Annotated in this window: 22 protein-coding genes, 3 pseudogenes and 1 other annotated feature; of the genes and pseudogenes, 20 read left to right on the plus strand and 5 right to left on the minus strand. The window is 38.7% G+C overall.

Going from position 1 to position 22,480, the window contains the following annotated elements; translation table 11 throughout:
• Positions 1-89: 89 nt before the first annotated feature.
• The 7 genes from LG273_RS06975 (at position 90) to ltrA (ending at position 6,894) form a co-directional block, all read left to right on the plus strand.
• A complete protein-coding gene (locus tag LG273_RS06975; protein WP_379561211.1) occupies positions 90-1,694 on the plus strand; it encodes a BCCT family transporter in 1,605 nt (534 codons plus the stop codon).
• 221 nt (positions 1,695-1,915) lie between these two features.
• Positions 1,916-2,149: an alpha/beta fold hydrolase gene (locus LG273_RS06980; protein WP_404458858.1), complete on the plus strand. Its 234-nt coding sequence runs from the start codon at positions 1,916-1,918 to the stop codon at positions 2,147-2,149.
• Complete coding sequence (locus tag LG273_RS06985) at positions 2,137-2,757, plus strand: alpha/beta fold hydrolase (protein WP_404458860.1); 621 nt, start codon at positions 2,137-2,139, stop codon at positions 2,755-2,757. Before LG273_RS06980 ends, LG273_RS06985 begins: the two co-directional genes overlap by 13 nt.
• A 28-nt stretch (positions 2,758-2,785) precedes the next feature.
• A complete protein-coding gene (locus LG273_RS06990; protein ID WP_379561213.1) occupies positions 2,786-3,658 on the plus strand; it encodes a thermonuclease family protein in 873 nt (290 codons plus the stop codon).
• Positions 3,659-3,775: 117 nt separating this feature from the next.
• The gene (locus LG273_RS06995) at positions 3,776-4,867 is read left to right on the plus strand and encodes a glycerol dehydrogenase (RefSeq protein WP_379561214.1); all 1,092 of its coding nucleotides are present in this window, start codon (positions 3,776-3,778) and stop codon (positions 4,865-4,867) included.
• Between the two features lie 376 nt (positions 4,868-5,243).
• Entirely contained in the window at positions 5,244-5,408 is a 165-nt protein-coding gene (locus LG273_RS07000) for a hypothetical protein (protein ID WP_404458862.1), read from the plus strand.
• Positions 5,409-5,568: 160 nt separating this feature from the next.
• Positions 5,569-6,894 (plus strand): group II intron reverse transcriptase/maturase, encoded by a 1,326-nt coding sequence (gene ltrA, locus LG273_RS07005; protein ID WP_404458864.1) that lies wholly within the window; start codon positions 5,569-5,571, stop codon positions 6,892-6,894.
• 87 nt (positions 6,895-6,981) lie between these two features.
• On the opposite strand, the gene LG273_RS07010 is transcribed toward ltrA, so the two are convergent.
• A complete protein-coding gene (locus LG273_RS07010) occupies positions 6,982-7,536 on the minus strand; it encodes a cupin domain-containing protein (protein ID WP_379561215.1) in 555 nt (184 codons plus the stop codon).
• Positions 7,537-7,742: 206 nt separating this feature from the next.
• Between LG273_RS07010 and LG273_RS07015 the strand changes: the two genes are divergently transcribed.
• On the plus strand, positions 7,743-8,711 hold the full coding sequence (locus LG273_RS07015) for an MsnO8 family LLM class oxidoreductase (RefSeq protein WP_404458866.1): 969 nt from the start codon (positions 7,743-7,745) through the stop codon (positions 8,709-8,711).
• A gap of 65 nt (positions 8,712-8,776) precedes the next feature.
• Here the strand turns inward: LG273_RS07015 and LG273_RS07020 are convergent, their stop codons facing one another.
• On the minus strand, positions 8,777-10,012 hold the full coding sequence (locus LG273_RS07020; RefSeq protein WP_404458868.1) for an MFS transporter: 1,236 nt from the start codon (positions 10,010-10,012) through the stop codon (positions 8,777-8,779).
• A gap of 63 nt (positions 10,013-10,075) precedes the next feature.
• Positions 10,076-10,342: a binding site (T-box leader), on the minus strand.
• A gap of 220 nt (positions 10,343-10,562) precedes the next feature.
• Here LG273_RS07020 and LG273_RS07025 point away from each other — a divergent pair.
• From LG273_RS07025 to LG273_RS07060, 8 genes are all read left to right on the plus strand, one after another.
• A complete protein-coding gene (locus tag LG273_RS07025) occupies positions 10,563-11,609 on the plus strand; it encodes a hypothetical protein (protein WP_404458870.1) in 1,047 nt (348 codons plus the stop codon).
• A gap of 148 nt (positions 11,610-11,757) precedes the next feature.
• On the plus strand, positions 11,758-12,288 hold the full coding sequence (locus LG273_RS07030; protein ID WP_404458872.1) for a hypothetical protein: 531 nt from the start codon (positions 11,758-11,760) through the stop codon (positions 12,286-12,288).
• A 231-nt stretch (positions 12,289-12,519) separates the two neighbouring features.
• Complete coding sequence (locus tag LG273_RS07035) at positions 12,520-13,035, plus strand: hypothetical protein (RefSeq protein ID WP_404458874.1); 516 nt, start codon at positions 12,520-12,522, stop codon at positions 13,033-13,035.
• Positions 13,036-13,652: 617 nt separating this feature from the next.
• Positions 13,653-14,186 (plus strand): nucleotidyltransferase family protein, encoded by a 534-nt coding sequence (locus tag LG273_RS07040; RefSeq protein WP_404459491.1) that lies wholly within the window; start codon positions 13,653-13,655, stop codon positions 14,184-14,186.
• 27 nt (positions 14,187-14,213) lie between these two features.
• On the plus strand, positions 14,214-14,468 hold the full coding sequence (locus LG273_RS07045) for a hypothetical protein (protein ID WP_404458876.1): 255 nt from the start codon (positions 14,214-14,216) through the stop codon (positions 14,466-14,468).
• A 175-nt stretch (positions 14,469-14,643) separates the two neighbouring features.
• A complete protein-coding gene (locus LG273_RS07050; RefSeq protein WP_404458877.1) occupies positions 14,644-16,473 on the plus strand; it encodes a MotA/TolQ/ExbB proton channel family protein in 1,830 nt (609 codons plus the stop codon).
• A complete protein-coding gene (locus LG273_RS07055) occupies positions 16,463-17,155 on the plus strand; it encodes an OmpA family protein (protein WP_379561224.1) in 693 nt (230 codons plus the stop codon). Before LG273_RS07050 ends, LG273_RS07055 begins: the two co-directional genes overlap by 11 nt.
• 175 nt (positions 17,156-17,330) lie before the next feature.
• Entirely contained in the window at positions 17,331-17,855 is a 525-nt protein-coding gene (locus tag LG273_RS07060; protein WP_404458880.1) for a 3D domain-containing protein, read from the plus strand.
• A 155-nt stretch (positions 17,856-18,010) separates the two neighbouring features.
• On the opposite strand, the pseudogene LG273_RS07065 reads toward LG273_RS07060, so the two are convergent.
• The 3 genes and pseudogenes from LG273_RS07065 to LG273_RS07075 form a co-directional block, all read right to left on the minus strand.
• Positions 18,011-18,334, minus strand: a pseudogene (locus LG273_RS07065) (methyl-accepting chemotaxis protein); the annotation flags it as partial.
• A gap of 210 nt (positions 18,335-18,544) precedes the next feature.
• A pseudogene (locus LG273_RS07070) lies at positions 18,545-18,925 on the minus strand (PAS domain-containing protein); the annotation flags it as partial.
• 310 nt (positions 18,926-19,235) lie between these two features.
• Positions 19,236-20,072, minus strand: a complete 837-nt coding sequence (locus LG273_RS07075; RefSeq protein ID WP_404458882.1) for an aldo/keto reductase — start codon at positions 20,070-20,072, stop codon at positions 19,236-19,238.
• A 230-nt stretch (positions 20,073-20,302) separates the two neighbouring features.
• On the opposite strand from LG273_RS07075, the gene LG273_RS07080 reads away from it, so the two are divergent.
• From LG273_RS07080 to LG273_RS07095, 4 genes and pseudogenes are all read left to right on the plus strand, one after another.
• A complete protein-coding gene (locus LG273_RS07080) occupies positions 20,303-21,082 on the plus strand; it encodes a Cof-type HAD-IIB family hydrolase (RefSeq protein WP_404458884.1) in 780 nt (259 codons plus the stop codon).
• Between the two features lie 245 nt (positions 21,083-21,327).
• Positions 21,328-21,552 carry a DUF6886 family protein gene (locus LG273_RS07085; RefSeq protein ID WP_404458886.1) on the plus strand — a complete coding sequence of 75 codons (225 nt, stop codon included), beginning with the start codon at positions 21,328-21,330 and terminating at the stop codon, positions 21,550-21,552.
• A 2-nt stretch (positions 21,553-21,554) separates the two neighbouring features.
• Positions 21,555-21,844: pseudogene (locus tag LG273_RS07090) on the plus strand (DUF6886 family protein).
• Between the two features lie 14 nt (positions 21,845-21,858).
• Positions 21,859-22,476, plus strand: coding sequence for an HD domain-containing protein (locus LG273_RS07095; protein ID WP_379561230.1), 618 nt, complete (start codon positions 21,859-21,861; stop codon positions 22,474-22,476).
• The last annotated feature ends 4 nt before the right edge of the window (positions 22,477-22,480 follow it).

Here is a 22,480-nt window from a genome sequence, read left to right on the forward strand (position 1 = left end):
AATAAAGAATCGTTGGTTTAAGCAAGCAACCTGTGTGGTAAAAAAGTAATATGCAGTAATGTGACTGAAATATTGGAGGTAGCAGAGATATGAACAAGAATACTGGAAATACGGGTAAAAGGCGGCTGATAGACTATCGGATATTTGCCCCGGCATTATTAATCGTTATTTTAATTTGTATTCCGTTAGTAATTTATGAGCAACAGTCGCTAGAAGTACTAAATAATATTTTTAATAGTATCGTAAACAACTTTCGTTGGGGTTATCTCTGGTATGCTATTATCTTAGTAATCGCCGGATTATACTTCTCTTTTTCCAAGTACGGTAATGTAGTGCTTGGGGATCCAATGGAAAAACCACGTTTTACGTTATTTGAATATGCTTCCATTTTAATTGCCATGGGACTTGGCTCAACCATTATGCGAACAGGAATGGTAGAATGGGCAAACGTAGCATTAGACCCACCTTTTGGTGTAGAAGCAGCATCCACAGAAGCAATACTATGGGGAAACACTTACGCCATGTTTCTTTGGAGTTTCCAAACATTTGCTGTTTTTGTTATGGCAGCTCCCGCAATGGCTTATATCTTGCACGTTAGAAGAAAACCACTTTTCAGAATTTCTGAGGCATGCCGTGTTCTATTTGGGGACAAATTTACAGATGGCTTCGGAGGTAAAGTACTGGATGTTATCTTTTTAATTAGTATTCTTGCCGGAGCAGCTGTTACATTAGGACTTGGTGCGCCAATTATTACAAATAACTTATCGGAATTACTAAACATAGAGGTTACATTCACACTTACTTTAATTGTTACCGTAATTTGGGTATTGCTATTTTCTCTTAGTGCATACTTAGGTATAGAACGTGGAATTAAACGGCTAAGTACTTTTAACATGTATCTGGCTGGTGTATTTGCTTTATTTGTCATGATATTAGGACCCGGGATATTTATTTTAAATTTCTTTACAGAGACAGTCGGATCACTGCTGTCTAGTTATATTGATTTATCTTTCCACACAAACACATTGGATATGCAAGGGACAACACGTGTGGAGAGTAACACTGTTTTCTGGTTTGCGTATAACCTTACATGGGCGATGCTTCACAGTGTATTTGCTGCGAAAATTTCAAGGGGTCGTACGATTAGAGAAATGATACTAACCTATTTGCTGGCACCAACGCTAATTTCTTGGGTGGCTACAGGTATTTTAGGTGGATTGGGAATTCAGCGCTTCCTAACAGGTGATGTTGACGTTCTAGATGTTGTGAATAACCAAGGTGAGATGGCTGCTATACCAGCTATTTTGACTTCATTGCCATTTGAAAGTATAGCATTGGTGCTATTCATTGTGATCGCAACGATATTCCTTACAACCACCTTAGATTCAACAACGTATACGATCGCTTCTTATGCAGGGACACAGAATATGAGTAAGTCAGAACCACCTAGAACTTTACGGATCATTGTTGCAGCGGTCATCACAGGACTGGCGCTTGTTCTGATGCGAGTCGGAGGGCTTCCTCCTCTTGAAGTGGTTTCTGGGCTTATGGGTATACCGATTATTGTCCTGCAGTTGCTAACCATTTATGCAGCGAAGAAAATGATCGACGAGGACAAAGCATTTATTCATAATGTACGGCCTAAGGATGAACCCAAGGAAAAGAAAAATAGATACAGTAAAGTGGATCAATAATGATACGGCAGGGAGATAACCTCCCTGCTTTTTTTGTGGTTTACTTCATCTAAAAAGGACCGCTATACTTTTTTGTGCTAACGCTAGTATTAGTAAATTATGGTAGTATTTAGTTATGGTTAATAGTATCTAATTAATTCCATCCTTTCATGTAAAGTAGGTGAAGTGTATTAGGAAATGCCTAGATTGTTTACTTTTTAAATTACCAATAGGGGGATAAAATGAGGTATAAAACAAGTGATGGTTTAAACTTATACGTAGAAGTAAGCGGAAAAGGTTTGCCTTGTCTATTTTTGCACGGTGGACCTGGCTACTGGAGTAAGTCTTTTCAACACTTTGCGGATAATCTATTAAATAAAAATGTCCAAATGATCTATTTAGACCAACGTGGCTGTGGAAGATCTGAGCACAGTCCAGAACAAGATTATTCTCTCATAGAATCATGCAGGATATAGAAGAGCTACGCACACAATTAGGGATTACAGAGTGGCTCATAATGGGTCACTCTTTTGGTGGAATCCTGGCGGTAAACTATGCTCATCAGTTTGCTACGCATGTAAAAGGGCTTATATTATCTAATGTTACGCTAAACATGTTTGATTCGTTTCAACAACAGATTTCAAAAGGAACTACTATATTACATAAACCTCCTAAGAAGGCAGATACGGAGAAATTGGAACTTTTTATGGAAAGTTATTATGAGGTCCTTATTTCATTAATGGAAAAAGGGCTTTATGATACATTACAGTTTGTTGATGTGGAAAATAAAAAAGCTGTCGATTTAGTGGATAGGGAGGGGCTACAAAGTGATCCCAATTTCCAGCAGTTTATATTTTCTTCCCAAGAGTATTTTCAAGATTTTACTTTATTAACAAAAGAAATATCCAAGCCAGTACTTGTGATAGCCGGTGAACAGGATTATGCAGTGGGACCGAAACATCACACATCATTCAACTTTCACGATCAAAAAGTGAAGGTTTTAAGAAGTGCACATCATCCATATGTCGAAGATCAGGAAAACTTTCAACAAGCCTTAAGCGAGTTTTTCTTTGGAGTCACGTAAAGGTTGCACAACAACAAGGAGGGACAGCATGAAAAAATATCGGTTTATAAAAAGGACTATTATCGCAATCCTTATCACTACTTTAATTGTTGGGTGTGGGACTATGGAAGATACAGGAACGAATGCTACCACACCTACTGAAACTAAAACGGCTATAAAAGAAGAGAGAAACACTTCACAGCATGATCAAGTGAAAGTAGAGAAAGATGAAAAATCAGAATCCGATCCACAAAACGAAAGTAAAAAACTTGGAGATATGGTAGAGGTTACACGTGTAGTGGATGGAGACACAGTTAATGTTCTCTATAATGGAAAGGAAGAGACGGTTCGTTTACTCCTAGTAGACACACCAGAAACAAAGCATCCATCAAAGCCTGTTCAGCCATTCGGGCCAGATGCGAGCAGTTTTGCAAAGGAGATACTTGCGGGGAACCAGGTACAGCTTGAATTCGATGGACCAAAAAGAGATAAATACGATCGACTCCTTGCATACCTATGGATTGATGGGGTGACGTTTAATCAGATGCTGTTAGAACAAGGACTTGCAAGACTTGCTTATGTATACGATCCACCTTATACACATTTTGAGGCTTATATGAAAGCTCAGAACAGGGCGAAGAATTCGGAAACTGGGATATGGAGTAAAGAAGGGTATGTAACAGACGAAGGCTTTTATTATCAAGATGATGAAGAAAAGGCAGTTCATAAAGCAGAACCAAAAGCCGAGGAAGCTTCAAATGATTTATCCTACGATCCAGAAGGTCCTGATAGAGATTGTGGCGATTTCGACAGCCAACAGCAAGCACAAACCTTTTATGAAGCAGCTGGTGGACCTGACAGTGACCCACACCGTTTAGATGGAAATGATCGAGATGGAGTAGTTTGCGAAAGCTTGCCCTAGGGTACAGTAATGATGCGGATGGTATACCTTTCATAATATGAAGAGTTTGTGAAATTATGAGCATATTTTTGTAAATTATGGTATACTAAAAGCGTACATTATAAAAGGAGTGATCACATGTCAGAGATTGTGTTTGTTTCACCAAGTAAGTACATTCAAGGAAAAAATGCATTAGAGAAAATTGGAAAGCATGTAAAGGAAACAGCAAGTAAGAAGCCTTTAATTCTCTCAGACGAAACTGTATGGGGAATTACAGGAGAGGCTATCGAGAAAAGCTTTAAAGAAGAAGATTTAGCTTATCATTATGTTGAATTTAATGGAGAAGCATCTTGGAATGAAATTAACAGAATTACGGATGAAGGAAAGTCAGAATCTGTTGATGCTGTAATTGGTGTTGGCGGCGGTAAAACGTTAGATACAGCAAAAGCAATTGCTGATCAGTTGGAAACAGGTGTAATTATTGTTCCTACAACTGCTTCAACAGATGCACCAACAAGTGCATTATCCGTAATTTATTCTGACAAAGGTGTATTTGAGTCTTATAACTTTTATAAAAAGAATCCAGACCTTGTGCTTGTAGATACAAAGGTCGTAGCAGGCGCACCCCCAAGATTGTTTGCCTCTGGTATTGCCGATGCAATGGCGACATGGGTAGAAGCAAGAGCTGCGATTAAAAGTAATAGTGACACCATGGCTGGTGGGAAAACGAGTATCGCTGCAAAAGCAATTGCCGAAACGTGCGAAAAAACGCTTTTTGACTATGGACAAGCAGCTTATAAAGCAGTGAAAGAAGGTCTTGTAACGAAGCAAGTTGAAGCTGTCGTGGAAGCAAATACCTTGCTATCAGGTCTTGGGTTTGAAAGTGGAGGACTTGCAGGTGCACATGCTATCCATAATGGCTTCACAGTATTAGATGGAGATATCCACCATCTTACACATGGAGAAAAAGTAGCATATGGTACACTTACACACCTTGTGTTGGAATTACATCCTGAAAAGGAAATTAGAAAGTATATTGATTTTTATCAATCTCTAGGCTTGCCAACAACGTTAAAAGATTTACATTTAGAGAATGCTTCTTATGAAGATCTTGTTAAAGTTGGTGAAGCAGCAACAAGTGATGCAGATACAATGGGTAATCTCTCCCCTGAGATTACAGCAGAAGATGTTGCCGATGCCATCCTAGCAGTGGATCAATTAAGTAAATAAGAATAATGGATAAAACAGATCAGAGACTAAAATCTCTGGTCTGTTTTTTTGCGCCTGGCAGCGCATCGAACTAATGGGTGAAAGTCCCTAACGCGTCGAAGTGGCGAAAGTGTATAGCTGACAGGCAGTGCAACGCTCGTGAGGGGTTGTGCGGAGGGCCTGAAGGCAAAACCCGGAACAGGTGACAACCAAACCCGTGTTGGCTGGCAGAATCGGATAACCCTGCAAAAGAAGGGAGTGTCCAATACCACGATAGGATTCTGCTAGTTAGGAGGGCTGGATTCGGGCGAAAGTTCGGTGACGTGACCCAGGGAGGTCTTACCGTTTCCACGAAGTGGTAACCCTTTGACAAGTTCGTGATGAACAAGGCGAGGCTATGAGTGGTAAGAAGTCAGAGCAGGGGATAGTAGTGAATAAACTCGCTGGAAAAGTCACAAAGGCGAGTGACTCCATGCGAAGTTATGGAGACAATCTCTTTCCCAAAAGGAAAGGAATTGATGTGAAGCCCGTCTGTCCATGGAAGAAAAGCTATTCGATTTAAGAAGTCGTCATGAACCAGACAGGAGTCAGGGAGGCAAGGTGGCCGTAGAACTGAGGTCGAACAGAAGGGTAGACCGTCTGGGGCGGAATAACTTATGGGACTCGGAGAATGCTTAGAAAAGCTAGTCATCCGATGATACCAAAGGGATGGATTATGAATCATGGAAGAACGAATAAGTACGAAAAGTTTTCGTGGCGGAGTAGATAATCAACAAGAGATGAAATGGTATAGCCTTATGGATAAAATATGGTCTTACCCAAACATGGAGGAAGCATTTCGAGAGGTCAAACGAAACCGTGGAATTGCGGGTGTAGACGGAGTAACAATCAGAAGCTTTGAGTATGGGATGGAGGATAATGTACAAATCCTTCATCAAGAGCTAAAAGAAAAGAGTTACAAGCCGAGGCCTGTGAAACGTGTATATATACCGAAGACGGATGGGTCTGAAAGACCTCTGGGAATTCCTACCGTAAGAGACCGTGTTGTACAAGCTTCTGTACGACGTGTGATAGAACCGATATTTGAAGCGAAATTTTTAAACTGTAGCTTTGGATTTAGACCGAATCGTAGTGCTCATATGGCGCTGGAGAAAATCCGTAAAGATCTTATGGATGGATATGTATATGTGATAGATGCAGATTTAAAATCATACTTTGACACAATTCCGCATGATAGGTTATTAGAGGCTGTTAGAGAGGAAGTGGTGGACGGCAGTGTACTGCGCCTCATTAAAAGTTTCCTTGAGGCTGGTGTAATGGAGGATGGTGGCTTTTATTTGAATGATAAAGGCACTCCACAAGGAGGCGTCATCAGTCCGTTACTTGCAAACATTTACCTACATCCATTAGACAAAGTCATGACAGAACGTGGGCATCGAATCACTAGGTACGCAGACGACTTCGTCATCTGTTGTAAGTCCCAAAAGGGAGCAGAGCGTGTACTTAAATCCGTTACTCGCTTCTTGGAACAGGAAATGGGATTAACTGTACATCCCGAAAAGACAAGGGTAGTGAACAATCTCGAAGAGACATTTCTTTTTCTCGGGCATAAATTTAAGCGAGGATATTGGGTAAAACCATCTCCTAAGGCATTAAAGAAGTTCAAGAATAAAGTGAAGGAAATAACTAAGAAGAACCAAACAGTTAATATAGAACAGCTGATTAAAGATAAATTAAATTCCTATCTTCGAGGGTGGGCTAACTACTTTGGTCACTGGCATGTAAAGTCCTTGTTTCAGAAATTAGATGCATGGATACGCAGAAGGCTAAGAATGGTTCAGCTAAGAAGCTGGAGGAAAATAAGAAAGCTCCATAGGGAATTGCGAAGAAGGAAATGGAAGGGAGAACTTCCACAACTTCGAATGTATGCCTGGAGAAGTTCTTTATCCACACCAGTTCATGTAGCGATTCCTAATGAGAGGTTTGGAGAGATAGGTCTAGTTTCTCTTGTAGATATTTACTATGAACATCATCCCCAACGGGGATAATCATGGAGGAGCCGTATGCGATGACCCGCACGTACGGATCTGTGAGAGGCGCATGAGTAATTCATGCGCCTACTCTGTTTATTAATTCTAGTCAGATTCTGCTTCCATTGCTTGTGCTTTCGTTCTATGAACGGTTCCAAATGGATGCTCTGGTGGTGCATAAATGGAATACAATTTAAGCGGTTCGTTGCCAATATTGGTTATATTATGCCAATATCCTGCTGGGATAAAAATAGCATCATCGTCTTTTACACGGCGCCTAAAAGGCAGGTCATTTTTTCGCTTACCCATTTCAGTTATGCCATGCCCTTGCTCAATGCGTAAAAATTGGTCTGTATCTGGATGAATTTCCAAACCAATGTCCTCTCCTACAGGCATGCTCATTAGAGTGACTTGAAGATGGTCTCCTGTCCATAATGCTGTACGAAAAGTGCTGTTACGCTTAGTTGCTTTTTCTATATTTGTTGCAAGGGGCTGTTGTCCATAGTCTCTTAATGTAATTCTTGGATCTTCGAGGTGAGACGTTAATCCTTCATAATATACTGGGTAGAATCTATTCACAGGATAATAAGTAAATTGAGGTGGATAGCCAGCGTAGGGTGGTGCATCCATAATTGGTTGAACATACGGATAATAATACATGTTGTTCCATCCTTTCGATAATTGTTTTCTTCTTAATGTATGCATAAAAGTGGGTAAACGTCTTTAACGAGTCCATCACCAATTATAAAAAGACGGATTCTCAATCGCCGTAAATGAAAAGGTTATCTAAACTATCTATGAGCGTTTAGCTTTCCATCCCATATTAGATGAGAGAAAATGGAACAAAAAGAAAAAGGAGATCCACAATGCGTTTAGGAATTTTAGATCAAATGGCGCAGCCGAAGGGAATGACTGCAGAAGAAACGGCTGCACGTACAATAGAATTAGCAAAATATGCCGAAGACCTTGGCTATGAACGTTATTGGTTTGCGGAACATCATGGCACGAAAGGACTTGTCTCAAGTGCCCCAGAGATCATGATGGCTGCCGTTGCAGGCCAGACAAAAAGAATAGCTGTCGGAAGCGGTGGTATTTTATTACCACAATACAGTGCATATAAGGTCGCGGCTCAGCTATTACAGCTACAGGCTCTTTACCCAGGAAGAATAGAAGCAGGAGTGGGCCGTTCTCCAGGTGGAAATGAAAGAATTCGGTCATTACTCGCTGATGGAAAACCGAATCAAATGGGTGATTACCCGGAGAAGCTTACAAATCTTCTTGATTTTATACAGGGAAATGGAAATATCAAGGCAGCACCACGCACCGAAAAGGCTCCCGAACTGTACAGTCTTGGATTAGGAGAAAATAGTGCAGCATCAGCTGCGGAACAAGGAATAGGATATGTTTTTGGGCATTTCATAAAACCGGATAGGGGAGAGGCAAGCCATAAACAATATAGGGAAATGTTTAAGCCTGGACTTTTTCCTAACCCTGTAGCTCGAACGGCTGTTTTTGTAGTGTGTGGGGAGGATGATGATCATGCTGAAGAACTTGCGCGCAGTCAGGATCTCTGGCTTTTGCAAGTAGAAAAAGGGCTGGATAGTCGTGTTTCCAGTGTTCAAGAAGCAAACGAAAAAATATTAAGTATAACTGAAGAAGAGAAAATACAATTTAACAGGCGACGCATGATAATCGGGGGTCCTGATAAAGTGAAATCTGATCTTCTCCGCTTATCAGAGCTTTATCAGTGTGATGATTGGTTAATTTTAACGAACCTGTATGATTTTAAAGAAAAACAAGCTTCTTATCGACGAATTAAAGAGCAACTTTCTTAAGGTAACTAAAGCGAAAGGAAACACGGTTTTACAGTACATCCCTGTTTCCTTTCGCTTTTATTTTCTTAATCTGTAATGTGCATTGTGAAAAAGTCTCTTTTTGATGGCAGTATAGTAGCAGCAAGCAATACAGCTGAAACTATTAGCATACAACATACCCCAAGGATAACGGTGAAACGAATCGAAAGGAATAATGTCGCCCCTCCTAATAAAGTGGTGACAACAATGATAAGTATAGCTTCAAGCAAATTATATATGCTGCCAATCCTTCCCATCATATTAGTTGGCACGTGATTTTGATAGAATGTAAGGAAGCCAGTATTCGCACATGCGATAAAAAAGGCAAGAATGAAGAAACCAAGCCCGGCATAAAAGAAACTGGCGGAAAAGGCATAAACGATATAACCGACTGTAACGAAGAAAGTGCCAACTCCTACCATAATAGAGATGTTAAGTTTATGAGCAACTAGTGTATTAATAGCAGCGCCTATAATGATTCCAGCTCCCGCAATCGTAACAAGAAATCCATATTCACTATCTGATAAAAGAAGAACTTGTTTAGCAAAAGAAGCTTCAAGAGAATCTACTGCACTTGCCAGCACTATCATTACAGTAGTAAATAAAAAGTAGATGGTAATAACATAGCGGTTGTTTAGGCTATACATGATGACAGTTTGCCAATCGCTTTTCAGTATTGCCCTCGTGATAATTCGATCCTTTTTCACAATAACGTCATCTTTCTCTACATTAGGAAGTAACCATGTGATTATACTTGCAATAATTAGTGCAATTGCATTCAAATATATCGCAAATGTTGGAGATGCTGTAAGTAGCAAAACGCCTGTAACAGCTGGTCCAACTAGGAAAGCCCCTGAGCTCACAAAGCTGTGCACAGAATTGAATCGTTTTCGCATGTTGGGTGCAATCAATCTTGTCATGTAGGACATAGAAGCTGGTTCAAATATGGAAGCCATCATGTTAATAAAAAGAACCATCACATAGATAAGAGAGAGGGACCCAATAAAAAATGGTAAAAAGCCTATGACTATGCCTCGTAACAGGTCTAGCCATATCATTAACATACGCTTATTTAAACGGTCAATAAAACTTCCAGCCCATGAATTTGTGAGTAATACGGCCATCGGCTTTACTAAATAAAGACCAACAACTGCTAAAGCTGAACCTGTCATGTTCAATACAACTAGATTCAATGCCAGAAAATAGATCCAGTCCCCAACGTTTGAAATACCGACTTTTAATAGAAATAAGACTGGGTATTTCCACTTTAATTTTGTATTCATTCGCTTTTCCCCCTTCTTTAAATAAAAATCAAATAAAAAAATCCCGCCCCCCAAGACAATAGTCTTGGGGACGAGATTTGTTAACATCAAATCGTGGTGCCCCCCAGTTTGTTAATATGTCACCATATTTAACCTTATCAAGTACGGTAAATATACCTTTGCTTATACTCTAGCTCTGTAACAGGAGCGGCTGTCACGCTATCATAGTAATAAATAATCCAGCGTGCAACTCAGAGGCTTGGTTCAATGAGTAATTACATACTCCTTTTCAGCGATCGGAGCTCTCTGTAATGTAATGCTCTCATTTACTCTTCTCTTCATCGTCATTTTATATAATGTGTATTTAATTCTGTTCAGTTTAGCATGGAAGGGTTGGAAGTTCAAGTTAAAATTTTTTAACTTACAAAAATCTACAAATACTGAAAATGTTAGGTAGAAAGACCTAATAACAGCTTTTTGAATTTCAAAAACAGTTAAAAGGTTCCGTTGTTATTCTCTGTTTAGATTAGCTATTATTTAAACAGATATATAATGAAAGGTGTTTTTGCGTATGAAAATATCAAAGTTTAAGTGGTTGTGCTTAATTGGATGCATGACTCTAGCACTTGTAGCGTGCAGTGAAGATGAACAAGAGTCATCAGCCAATGAAACCACAGATGAACAGAATGATGAAGTGGTAGAAGAAGAAACTACGGGTGGAGCAAATAGTGAAGAAGGTGCAGACACAGATACTAGTGAAGAAACTTCAAACAGCAATTCAACTGCCCCGGAGGACCAAGGCGCCATGGAAGGCTGGTTTGAAGGAGAAATTGAAATCGCTGGTAATACGGTAACCGCTACAGGTACCACCAATTTATTACCAGGATCTGAGCTTACTCTTGTAACGGACCCTTTAGAAGGGACTGTAATTGGGAGTAACTCAAGTGATGGCGTTGTTGAAGAAGATGGTACGTTCCACGTTGAAAAGGATATTCCAGAGAACGCAGAGGGCTTCATAAACCTGGAATTAAAGTTTGAATCTGCTTATCAAGAAGAGGAAATCAGTTCGCATTACGCTGATAACCTAGCAGGAAGTTTTTCCAGAACAAGTACTGATATTAATAATGATGTGGTATCTAAGAAATTTTCATTTAAAGAAATAGTCTCTATTAACGAAGGAGATCAAACAATCGACATTATGGAACCAAGCTGGGAAGCAAAAGATGATCTTGGTAATACAAATGTAAAAGTAGATGCCAGTGTTAGCCGTGAGGGTGACCATCTTGTCGTAGAATTAAATAGTAACTTAGTTGATGGTACGTATGTAAGTGGGAAACCAGTTATTCCTGGGTATATAGCTACTGGATTTATGGCCTTTACCCACACCAACCCTGATGGATCAGCCCTTCTTTACATTAAAAACCCTGAGAAGGATGATAGAATAGAAGACTTAGAGGAATTTGAAATTTTAATTGAAATGGATCCAGGTCGTCACGAAAATGGCCCGCATGTTAACGAAGCATATGGAGAAAATGGCGAAAAGCTTGAAGGTGAACTTGTTAAGGAGCTAGATGATAAAAAGGTGATTGAGAAGAAGATCTCTGTTACGGCGGAATAATGAATTTAAGTTGCACAAAGGAAGTCCAACCTAGATAAAATTATCAATCTAGGTTGGACTTCCTTTTGTTTTGTGAAAAAACGGATAGCTAAATTATAGGGGTATTTGTTTGGTTATGTAAGTTGATACTAGAAAAGGAGGTGATTATATGAATATGCAAACAAAAGTAGTTATTGTTTATATCGTATTGCTTGTTGTATTTACCGGTACAGCATACGCTAATGTTCATTATAAGGAGGGTGACTTTACTTCCGAGAAGCCTATGACTGTTAAAGAGGTTTACAAAGTGAAGGGGTATACTACAGAAGTAAAAAAGACAATTAAACAATTTGAAGAAAAATACCAATCAAAACTGAATTTTCCTGAAAGAGAGCCTTTTGAAGTAAGTGAAACCTATGGAAAAATAAAGGAAGATAACACCTTATCATTACATTTCCTTGGGGTAAATAAGAAAGACCTCTTTCAAATTGAAGTTAATCCAAATAAACCATTTCGTAAACATTCGAATTACATTACGAATAATGGTAAGAAAGTATTTATCGAAGAAGTAAATCATGAACCAATTATTAGGATTTTGTATATGAAGAATGCCAAATTTGAATATATATTAAGTATAAACAACAGTGAAAAATATGAGAAGCAATTGCTAATAAAGATAGCAGAGTCTATAAGCGAATAAATAAATAAGAACATTCCATCTTAAACGACTGTAAGGAGAGGTTATAGGTTTCACCAAGATCCTCCCCCTCAACTCCCATAATTAATATTACTTTCTATCCCTTAGGTTACGTTCCATTATCCATCCTCATTTTTCCTTAGATATGGTAAACTAATACTAGTTTAACGTTTCACTATTTGGATAATCTATATGAGAAGGGAACTTAATAGCATGTTTGGCAGATTGATATCGATGGTGTATCTTAAAGTAATTCGCTTTTTTGTTCACTCTGTTTTAAAAAGAGGAGACAGAAAAGATAAAGATTATAATGAAGTGAACAAACTTATGAGATCCTTGCATAAGAGCCTTATAGAAAACAGGCAACTAAATGAGGATTTTACAGAAGGACCGGTAGCTGTTCAAAATAAGAGTTCCAAAGAATTAGTTGCGGCGTTTGTTGCCACAAGAGACAAGCGAAATGAAGAAGATTTTTACATAGAAGTTGGTAGAGAATGGGTAAAAAATTTGGGAAGCCGAAATCTAATTTTATCGTTCATATGCATCATAGGGTTTATCATTGTCTGGGCTGCTGGCTTTTTACTTAGTGAGTATATTAGCGGGTTTATTGGCATGCTTTATATCTTAGGTTCACTACTTTTTCCTGTTTTTGGAATTTATTTTGCTTTTAGAGGACAACGCGCACTGAAATGGGTGCTAGCAGCTGTGAATATATTTAACTTAATGACGGCCATGCAGATTATTTACTAAAAAAAGGGATGCATGTATTTCTTAAAAAACATGGCATACCCTTAAATTGAGGCAGTGTAAACAAATCGAAATCGTGGTATACTATTTATAGACTAACAAAATATACAAAAGACCGCTCCATGCTGGAACATGGAGCGGCCCCAATAGACCAACCCCAACAATTGGGGGCGGTACACTCAAGGAACATAATTCCTCAGCGCCTGGCTAAAGCACATGAGGGATTATTTTTTTTGGTTCTTGTCAGACATGATAAACGCAATCAACATCCCAAAGGATATCATTAACGTTAACACCGATTCAATCCCCATTGGCACCACCTCCTTTTTAGGAATCGACCTAAAAAGAGAAGTGCACCAACCCCCTCATGTGAAGCCAGTCTATTGTCCTTTTACTATATCATAAATGGTAATACCGTTGGTTTTAGTATTGAGCCGTATAAGATAAAAAAATGAGTGGCTGGAAAAGACATAGCCGTAAATCAAATTAACGGTTCTAAAAATATTTATAATAAAAAACCTTCTCTCCTATGCTAAAATAAGAACAAATGATCTATAGAGGAGTGGACATTTTTGAAAACAGAACAGGAGATCATCGCGCTAATCCAGCGCGATGAAGAAATGATGACAATCTTAAGTACGGCAAAAAAACTAGAGTTGCCAGACTGGTGGATATGCGCTGGATTTGTACGTTCAAAAATATGGGACACGTTACATCATTTTAAGAGTCGAACGCCACTTGCTGATGTAGATGTTGTATATTTTGATGAAACTAATAAGTACGAAGCAGAAGAGAAGCGGTTTGAACAGAAATTAGCAGAATGGCTCCCAGGTGTACCCTGGTCAGTGAAAAATGAGGCGAGAATGCATGTCGTAAATGGCGTTTCCGCTTATATTTCAACTGAAGATGCAATCTCAAAATTTCCCGAAACCGCAACATCTTTAGGTGTAAAACTGGATCAGAATAATAATTTATTGCTTACAGCGCCTTGGGGTATCGAGGATGTCTTAAATCTAGAAGTAAAGCCTACTCCTTTTTTTATAGAGTCGAGTGAGCTTGCAAAAATCTATGACGAAAGAGTAATAAGAAAAAATTGGCAGTCTGTTTGGGATAAGGTAAGAGTATTTCCTGTAAATGGTAAGAGTAACTTATAAAAATTAGTGGACAGGAGTTGACATTTTATGGATCGAATGAAAATAGTTGTGCTGTCTTTTATTTTAGGAGTCGTTGGGTTATTTATTATCTTGTTCAGTGTCCATTTAGGTACTTCAGTTGCTGATACTTGGTTAGCTGAGCTAGGTAGCGTAAGCACGGAAGTATATTTAGCGAGAATGAACGGCTATATTGTGAACTTCCAATTAATCGGAGGAATTCTTTTTGGAATCGGGCTTTTTAGTGCTTTATTATTTTACTATAAGATGTCTATCTCAAATTAATAATGTCCTAACAATGCCAGGGTGATTGCACACCCTGGCATTTTAATATGGAATCCGCATACTCGATACCTCACCTAACTTGTACACATGATTTCTACACTTGTTGAATACCAATAGAAGAAGAAGCTTCTGAGAAAATGACTCAGAAAAAGTCTGGTACAGGGAGGAAACGAAAATGGTGCAAGCCATTCTTGAATTATTTACAAGTGAGCAGAAGGCAGAAGCAATCCTAGCCAATTCTATGATAGAGGTTATCTTTTTACTATTGTTCGGCTTGTTTTTTATTGCTGTAATCCTTCATATAACACTCTTTGGCAAATTAAAAAAGATCCGGAATTATATGAAAGACACAAACCGACTTGATATCGAACCACTGCAAGGCTTCCAAGAGCAATTCAACAACAGACAAGGAGAGGGCATCAAGGCTGAAACGTTTGTGCAGGAAAAGTTTTCAGGCTGGCGTTTTTTTCAAGTGCCTGTCGTTAGTTTAATTAAAATGATTCAAATGAGTGTTTCTGTCTTTATATTATTAGGCGTATTAGGAACCTTTATCGGCCTCACCGCTTCGCTTGGGAGCATCAATATAGATGAAAGCGATCTTGTAGAGGGTGTGGCAGGTGTACTAGCTGGGATAGACGTCGCTTTTTATACGAGTATAGCTGGAATGGGCTTTTCGTTAATTATGACCATTTTAATCAAAATGCTGAACACCGAATTTATGCTGACCGATATTATGTTAATGACAGAATCCAATCTAGAAGGTACAGAGCAGCATAGCATGGGAAGGTTAATAAACGTATCCGAAGCAATCAATCAGTCTATTTTAAGCCTGCAGGAGACAAATCAAAAGTCATTGCAAGGTATTGAAGCTTCCTTTACAGGATTTAAGGAGTATACAGCAGGCTTGCAGCAATCTGCTAAGGACCTTGCTGCCTTTAATGATGGACTAGCAGAAAACCTAGAAGAATTTCAAACTCTCTTCGAACATATGAAACAGGTGACAGATGGTTTTTCAGAAGGAACAACAAACCTGAATAAGAACTTTGATTCCTTGTTTTCCTATTTTAAAAAGACTGATGCTAAAAATGACCGTATGGTAAAGGGATTCGAAAACACATTGGAAAAAGTGAAGGAACTATCAGATACACAAATAAAGACATTAGACCAATTCGAAGGTTCTGTTCATGAAATCAAGCAGTTTACATCAAATCTTTTGGGCGAGCAAGAAACAATGCACCGTTCCTTTGAAAGCATACAAGTGAAAAGTAATGAATTAGTCGGAGCTATGGATAATCATAATAAAGCATTCCAAAGAATTTTTGGAGAAGATCTTTCCACAAAACTTTCTAGTGTGATGACACACCTTGGGAATCTTTCTAGAGAATTTGACAAGATGGGGAACTCGCTTGTAAAACTCCCTGAGGCATTAGAAGTTATTAACCATACGCAGTCGGAATATAAGCATTTGCTTGCAGATCGTTTTAATGAGTTAAAAGACTTTAATCGCACGTTCAACCAGCATTTAAAAAGTCATTCAAATGAAACAATGGCCTTTGAGAAGCACATGCAAGAGGCCGCGAGTACTTATGAACAAATTGGAATGAAGAACAACCAACTAATCCAGGAGATGAATGCAACCATTAATCAGATGAACAATGGATTTAGACAGCGAGAAAATCAAATGGAGGCAAGTGTCGGGATTTTAAAGGATACTTTATCAAGTTATGTTGGAAATCTAGAAGGTTCTCTTGGGAATAAATTGGATAGTTTAATCCAAAACTTTGGCCGGTATGTAGAACAGACCAATGATGCAATCCGAAATGAGTTTAAAGAGGTTCAAAGAATTACTGAAGCGACACATCAAAGTAACGGCAGATTTATTCAACAAACACTTCAAGAGATTAGTAGAGAATTACAAGCACTAAATCAACGTAGAACTATCCCAACCCAGCAACAAGCAGGAAATTGGAATAATGGAATAGGGATGAACCAAAATGAATTCTAAATATCAACGACTGTTTCGAAATGAACAGGATGAAGGACAATTTTGGCCCTCGTTCACGGATTTACTTACGACCATCTTGCTCTGTTTTATGTTGATTTTCATTTGTATGATGGTTATTAAATCGTTGCAAATTGAAGAGATGAAAAAAACACTTGATCAAATTATGGGAGTGCGGGCCAAGCTTGTAAGTGAGCTGAAGGAGGAATTTAGTGACTCCTCGATGGGTGTTGAAGTTGATGAAAAGACAGGGGCCATCTTATTTAATACCGAAATTTTATTTGACTACGGAGAGGATGAACTCAAGCCGCAATCTTTTAAGTTCTTGGATGAATTTGTACCGAAATACTTAGATATCTTGTTACAGAGTGGGTATGAGGAATATGTTGCTGAAATTATTATTGAGGGGCACACAGATCGAGACGGGAGCTATTTATACAACCTGCAGTTAGCTCAAGAACGTGCCTTTAGTGTTGCCGACTACATTATGAGCGAAGATTTTCCTTATGAAAATATTCAGGAACACGTAGGGGAAAAGCTAACGGTAAACAGCAAGTCGTTTTCTGATCCAAGAACAGATGAAGATGGCAATTATAGTGCGGAGGATTCACGCCGTGTAGAATTTAAGTTCAGACTGAAAGACGAAGAGATTCTTGATAAAACGAGAGAAATCCTGGGCAATTAAACCTTCTACCTAGTTCATGATCCCTATTTTAAGTTTACCTCCTTTCTATTAAGGGTAAGCAATGTGTTGTACGGTCGTTTATCAACCATAGCTATCATAATACCTTAGCAACAAGAGAGAGGTAGGAGGGATTTATATTCGTTACGTTTTATCAAGTGTATTCATTTTGCTCGTTATGATTTTATTAGCCGACCCAGTCCATGCTGATAATCGACATAGTTTTACGTTTCCTCTAGGTAAAAATATAACTCAAGAGAGTGAAAGTAATCCTGTGATCACCACATTAGAGGTATCGAGGAAATTTATTGGTGACACGCCATATCTACAGGTAGAACATACACCAGATATGAAGAAAGAGAAAGAGGCATTAACAGAGACATACATTGTAACGGCCTACACAGCAGGCGTAGAATCAACCGGTAAGTCACCAGATCATCCTGCATACGGTATTACAGCATCAGGGAATCTCGTTAAACAACATGAAACCTTAGCATGTCCAAACTCACTCGACTTTGGGACACAAGTTTATATACCAAAATTGGACGAGACCTTCACATGTGAAGATCGCGGTAGTGCTATAACAGAAGGACGATTGGATGTTTATATAGAAGATTTGGAAGAAGCTATCCATTTTGGAGTACAAGAGCTCGAAGTACAAATATTGGAGGAAAAGAAGAATCGTCAGTTTGTTTTTCGTTAAGTAAACAAAGAACTTCACTGCAGGGAAAATTGCAGCGGAGTTCTTTTTTTGGTTCTTATAGCTGTAAATATTTTTCTTTACAAAAGCAAAAAAGCCTCTTAAGAAGAGGCTTAGAGCACGATACACTTGAAAGTGAGGTAACAAAATGTTTCGTTTTACAGTAGTTCTTTAAATTGCTGGGCTTGGGCATCGAGTTGCTTGGAAGATTTGGTTAACTCTTTAAATTCTTCTACCGTAGATTGTACTTTTGTTTGCCCTTCAATAATATGACTTTGTACTTCTTTCGTACCTTCGCTAATAGTATCTATTTCAGCCGTTATACGGTCAATATTATCACGTATCTGTGAAATAGACTTCTCCACATTATTGGATAATTTGCGAACTTCTTGTGCGACCACATTAAACCCCCGGCCATGCTCACCCGCTCTTGCAGCTTCAATTGCTGCGTTTAAAGCAAGCAGGTTTGTCTGAGAGGCAATGGCTTTTACTGTATTGACTATTTGCTGGATGGACTCTGTTTTTTGTTGTAATTGGATTAGGTCTTCTGTATTTTTACCTGATATGGAAGTGATTGTATCAATTACGTTCAAGAGGGACTCTGAACGTGCAATCCCCGCTCCCGCCCTTTTATTTAGATCCGCAGACATTTCATTTAACTGGCTTGCTACGTCAGTAATTGCATTATACCGATCTGTTATATCTGTAGCGACTTTGGATACTCCAATAACCTTTGTTCTGGGTTCGTTAAAAATAGGCATGTATGTTGCCTCAAGCCATACACGTTTATTTCCTTTGCCTCTTCGCTCAATCTTGTCCTGAAAGCTGTTTCCTGACAGGAGGTGATCCCAGAAGCGTTTATACTCAGGACTATAAGCAAACTCGGGAAAGCAAAGTTCTCTATGATGCATGCCCTGCATTTCTTCCGTGGTGTAGCCTACCGTTTTTGCAAATACATCATTTACATATGCTACACGATAGTCTAAACCAAAGCGTATAATGGCTAAATTTTCCTCAATTGCTTTTACAACATGTTCGTCTGTTACTAGCTCATATTCTGGTATATAAACCATATTTTATCCTCCAATTGGAATGCTACTGAAATCTACATACATTCAAAATAAGGATTGTTACTTTAAAGCAGACCTCAAAGAGAGAATGGTTTACCTTATTTTTCGCGTAGCTTGTTTCATTGAGCAAGAAAATTTTGTGATTCTTATTTACTAGCCCATTTTCCCTACAATAAATTAATTAAACCTGAATTAAAGATAGTTTAAATGATTTCAAGTGAATTATCTATTATACGAGCCTTTTCTTTACAAATTCTCAACAAAACAAAAAAGCGCCATCTCTTAAATGGCACTTCGTCAAACAATAATTAATTTAAAATTCCTCATATATTGCAGGGTCTTGACCCTTTAATCTACCATCAGGCAGAGTTAGCTTTGAAATAGTAGTCATTTCTGATTCGCTAAGTGAGAAATCAAATATTGAAATATTTTCGAGCTGACGACTAGGTGTGGATGATTTTGGTATAGAGATGGCTCCTAGCTGGTAATGCCAACGTAAGATAACTTGAGAAATTGTTTTCTGATGTTGGTCAGCAATTTCCCCTATCGTGTCATTTTGCAACACCGCACTTGCTCTACCTAACGGGCTCCAAGACTCTGTTTTTACATTATGCTCCTCATGCCACTTGCGTAACGCTTCTTGATTGAAGAACGGGTGAAGCTCAATTTGGTTCATGCTAGGTAAAACGCCGGTTTCTTTATCCAGACGTTCAAGGTGTTCAGGAAGGAAATTACATACGCCAATGGAGCGAATTAGTCCCCATTTTTTGGCGTCAATTAAAGCCTGCCATGCTTCAACATAAATATCTTGCTGGGGATTTGGCCAATGAATTAAATATAAATCGTAATAATCTAGATTTGCCCGGTAAAGGGATTCTTGAATGGCAATTACCGCTTTATCATAAGGTTGATAGCGACCAGGTAATTTGGAGGTTATCAGCAACTGTTCTCTAGGGGTGGTACTGCGTCGAATGGCCTCCCCAACGGTACCTTCATTTTCGTAATTATAGGCCGTATCAATTAATCGATAGCCAATATCAATCGCACTAGTAATCGCATTTACTCCAACGTTTCCGTTAAGCTTGTAGGTCCCAAATCCGATTTCTGGTACAGTAAGTCCATCATTTAAAGTGGTTACTGGTATATGCATTTCCGCGTCGCTCCTTTTTTAATGATAAAATTATAGTGGCATGATCAGTATTTCGTTACGTTATTCAAAGAACTGTTACTATAAGATTACCATTACCAAATCAAGAGGTTCAAATGAATAGATTGAAAATAATTACGACTATATGGAAACACTTGACTTGAAAGCCTTTACATAAGCTATGCTAGGTATGCTAGGATATAATGAAAATATAAAATCTGGAGGGACGCAACATGGCAGAAAAACACATCATCTTTTTTGATATAGATGGTACACTTCTTAATGAAGAAAAAGAAGTACCTGACAGTACAAAAAAAGCAATTGCTGATTTAAAGGAAGCAGGGCATGAAGTCGCAATAGCTACTGGAAGGGCACCGTTCTTTTTCCAATCATTACGTGAAGAGTTAGGAATCGATACATATGTATGCTTTAACGGTCAATATGTCGTTTATAAAGGTGAAGTTATTTACCAGAACCCATTAAAAAGCGACTTGCTGGAGGACCTAGCAAAAGAATCACTTGCCAATGAACATCCTATTGTTTTTATGGGAGAAGAGGAAATGAAGGCAAATGTTCCAGACCACGATGTAGTCAAGGAAAGTTTAGCATCTTTGAAAATTGATATGAGCCTAGAGCATGACCCGACCTACAACCAGGGTAGGGATATTTTTCAATCTCTTTTATTCTGTGAAGAAGGAGAGGAGAAATTCTACGAAGAAAAGTATAGTGCTTTTAACTTTGTACGTTGGCATCCAAGATCTGTAGATGTTGTGCCTGCTGAAGGGTCGAAAGCAGTAGGGATTAAAAAAGTTACCGATCTGCTTGATATTCCTGCCGAAAACCATGTAGCGTTTGGTGATTCATTGAATGACTTGGAAATGTTAACAGAAATTCCAAATAGTGTAGCAATGGGTGATGGCCATCCAAGAGCAAAGCAAGCAGCTAAATATGTAACAGAAGCGGTAAATGATGATGGAATATTAAAAGGTTTACAGATGCTAGGGTTATTATAAACAAGAAGAGAGAGCGTGTTGGGCAAAATACGCTCTTTGTTTAAGTAGTTTTTTAATAATTATAAGACTGTTTATGTCTCTGCAATGACACATAATTTATCCCGGATCTTTACTGGCAGTATGACCCCGACGTCTTACTGCCAGTTAAAGTTCCATTCGTTCGATTAACATTTAGTGGGGAGGGAGGAAACTCCCATAAAAAGAAGTTCCACTTTATTTTTAATACCCATCAGAGGTGAACGCTTATGAAACTTTTCCACGTTAGTGAAGAAAAGGCCATTTCTATTTTCCAGCCGCGTGTGCCAGAGAGGATTGACTTAGACAAAAGAAGACCACTTGTGTGGGCAATTAGTGAAGAACAGTTACCCAATTTTTTAACGCCAAGAAACTGTCCCAGGGTCTGCTTCCAAGTTGATCAACACACATCTTCATTGGATAAAAAACATACTTGCGTGTACATAATTATGTAATTGTGATCGAAAAGGTATGGCTTCAACGATTAAAAGAGACAACACTTTACTTGTATGAATTTAATAGTGCTGATTTTGTGCTCCAGGATAAAAATGCAGGGTATTACGTTAGTGAATTACCACAGATACCAATTAGGAAGGTTGTAGTTGAAGATTTGCAGAAAGTACTAGCTGAACGTGGGTAGAATTGCGTGTCGTAGATAGATTATGGGAAATTCATGATGCGATTTTAACTTCCTCGTTTCAGTGGTCTATGTGCAGGATGCGTTTTGCTCAACCTAGAGGTACATAAAGGAGACAGTTAAAATGAAAGAAACATTACAAGAAGTGATGCAAGTGATAAAGCTCGCAGAAAAGCTTAAATACGAGCTTCGCCATAGTTGGCTTAGTAACGGCAGACGAGAAAGTGTTGCGGAGCATACTTGGAGGCTTTCTTTAATGGCAATGCTCATTGAGCCATTAATGGAAGAGAAGTTGGATACCGCAAAGTTACTTAAAATGATTATTATTCACGATTTAGTCGAGGCGGAAGCAACCGATGTGCCAGCGTTTGATACATTGGAAAATGAACAAGTCAAAGCATTGAAGCAGGCTCGCGAGCAAGAAGCTATAGACCATTTAAGAGATATGCTACCTCGAGAATTAGGGCAGGAGATTCATAGTCTATGGATGGAATTTGAAGAAAAAGAGACATTAGAAGCCAAAACCGCTAATGCACTTGATAAGCTGGAAGCTCAAATTCAGCATAATGAAGCTTCAATTGACACGTGGTTGCCAGTGGAACATGGGATGAGTTTTATGCTTGGCAAACATACGGATTTTCATCCTGTTTTAAAAGAGCTAAAGGATATGATTGAAGATGAAGCTGAGAAAAAAATGATGGCGGCAGGAATACAAACAGCAGTATTAAAACAAGGTCAATAAAAAA

Origin of the sequence: Oceanobacillus kapialis (genome assembly GCF_044790185.1) — a bacterium.
Taxonomy (GTDB): domain Bacteria; phylum Bacillota; class Bacilli; order Bacillales; family Amphibacillaceae; genus Oceanobacillus_B; species Oceanobacillus_B kapialis.

Coding starts and splice junctions, on each gene's coding strand:
- LG273_RS06980 (WP_404458858.1), top strand. CDS start 1,916: ATGAGGTATAAAACAAGTGATGGTTTAAACTTATACGTAGAAGTAAGC.
- LG273_RS07080 (WP_404458884.1), top strand. CDS start 20,303: ATGGCAGAAAAACACATCATCTTTTTTGATATAGATGGTACACTTCTT.
- LG273_RS06975 (WP_379561211.1), top strand. CDS start 90: ATGAACAAGAATACTGGAAATACGGGTAAAAGGCGGCTGATAGACTAT.
- LG273_RS07075 (WP_404458882.1), bottom strand. CDS start 20,072: ATGCATATACCAGTAACCACTTTAAATGATGGACTTACTGTACCAGAA.
- LG273_RS07035 (WP_404458874.1), top strand. CDS start 12,520: ATGGTGTATCTTAAAGTAATTCGCTTTTTTGTTCACTCTGTTTTAAAA.
- LG273_RS07030 (WP_404458872.1), top strand. CDS start 11,758: ATGAATATGCAAACAAAAGTAGTTATTGTTTATATCGTATTGCTTGTT.
- LG273_RS06985 (WP_404458860.1), top strand. CDS start 2,137: ATGCAGGATATAGAAGAGCTACGCACACAATTAGGGATTACAGAGTGG.
- LG273_RS07015 (WP_404458866.1), top strand. CDS start 7,743: ATGCGTTTAGGAATTTTAGATCAAATGGCGCAGCCGAAGGGAATGACT.
- LG273_RS07010 (WP_379561215.1), bottom strand. CDS start 7,536: ATGTATTATTATCCGTATGTTCAACCAATTATGGATGCACCACCCTAC.
- LG273_RS07040 (WP_404459491.1), top strand. CDS start 13,653: ATGATGACAATCTTAAGTACGGCAAAAAAACTAGAGTTGCCAGACTGG.
- LG273_RS07045 (WP_404458876.1), top strand. CDS start 14,214: ATGGATCGAATGAAAATAGTTGTGCTGTCTTTTATTTTAGGAGTCGTT.
- LG273_RS07060 (WP_404458880.1), top strand. CDS start 17,331: ATGATTTTATTAGCCGACCCAGTCCATGCTGATAATCGACATAGTTTT.
- LG273_RS07000 (WP_404458862.1), top strand. CDS start 5,244: ATGAGTGGTAAGAAGTCAGAGCAGGGGATAGTAGTGAATAAACTCGCT.
- LG273_RS06995 (WP_379561214.1), top strand. CDS start 3,776: ATGTCAGAGATTGTGTTTGTTTCACCAAGTAAGTACATTCAAGGAAAA.
- LG273_RS07025 (WP_404458870.1), top strand. CDS start 10,563: ATGAAAATATCAAAGTTTAAGTGGTTGTGCTTAATTGGATGCATGACT.
- ltrA (WP_404458864.1), top strand. CDS start 5,569: ATGGAAGAACGAATAAGTACGAAAAGTTTTCGTGGCGGAGTAGATAAT.
- LG273_RS07095 (WP_379561230.1), top strand. CDS start 21,859: ATGAAAGAAACATTACAAGAAGTGATGCAAGTGATAAAGCTCGCAGAA.
- LG273_RS07085 (WP_404458886.1), top strand. CDS start 21,328: ATGAAACTTTTCCACGTTAGTGAAGAAAAGGCCATTTCTATTTTCCAG.
- LG273_RS07020 (WP_404458868.1), bottom strand. CDS start 10,012: ATGAATACAAAATTAAAGTGGAAATACCCAGTCTTATTTCTATTAAAA.
- LG273_RS07055 (WP_379561224.1), top strand. CDS start 16,463: ATGAATTCTAAATATCAACGACTGTTTCGAAATGAACAGGATGAAGGA.
- LG273_RS06990 (WP_379561213.1), top strand. CDS start 2,786: ATGAAAAAATATCGGTTTATAAAAAGGACTATTATCGCAATCCTTATC.
- LG273_RS07050 (WP_404458877.1), top strand. CDS start 14,644: ATGGTGCAAGCCATTCTTGAATTATTTACAAGTGAGCAGAAGGCAGAA.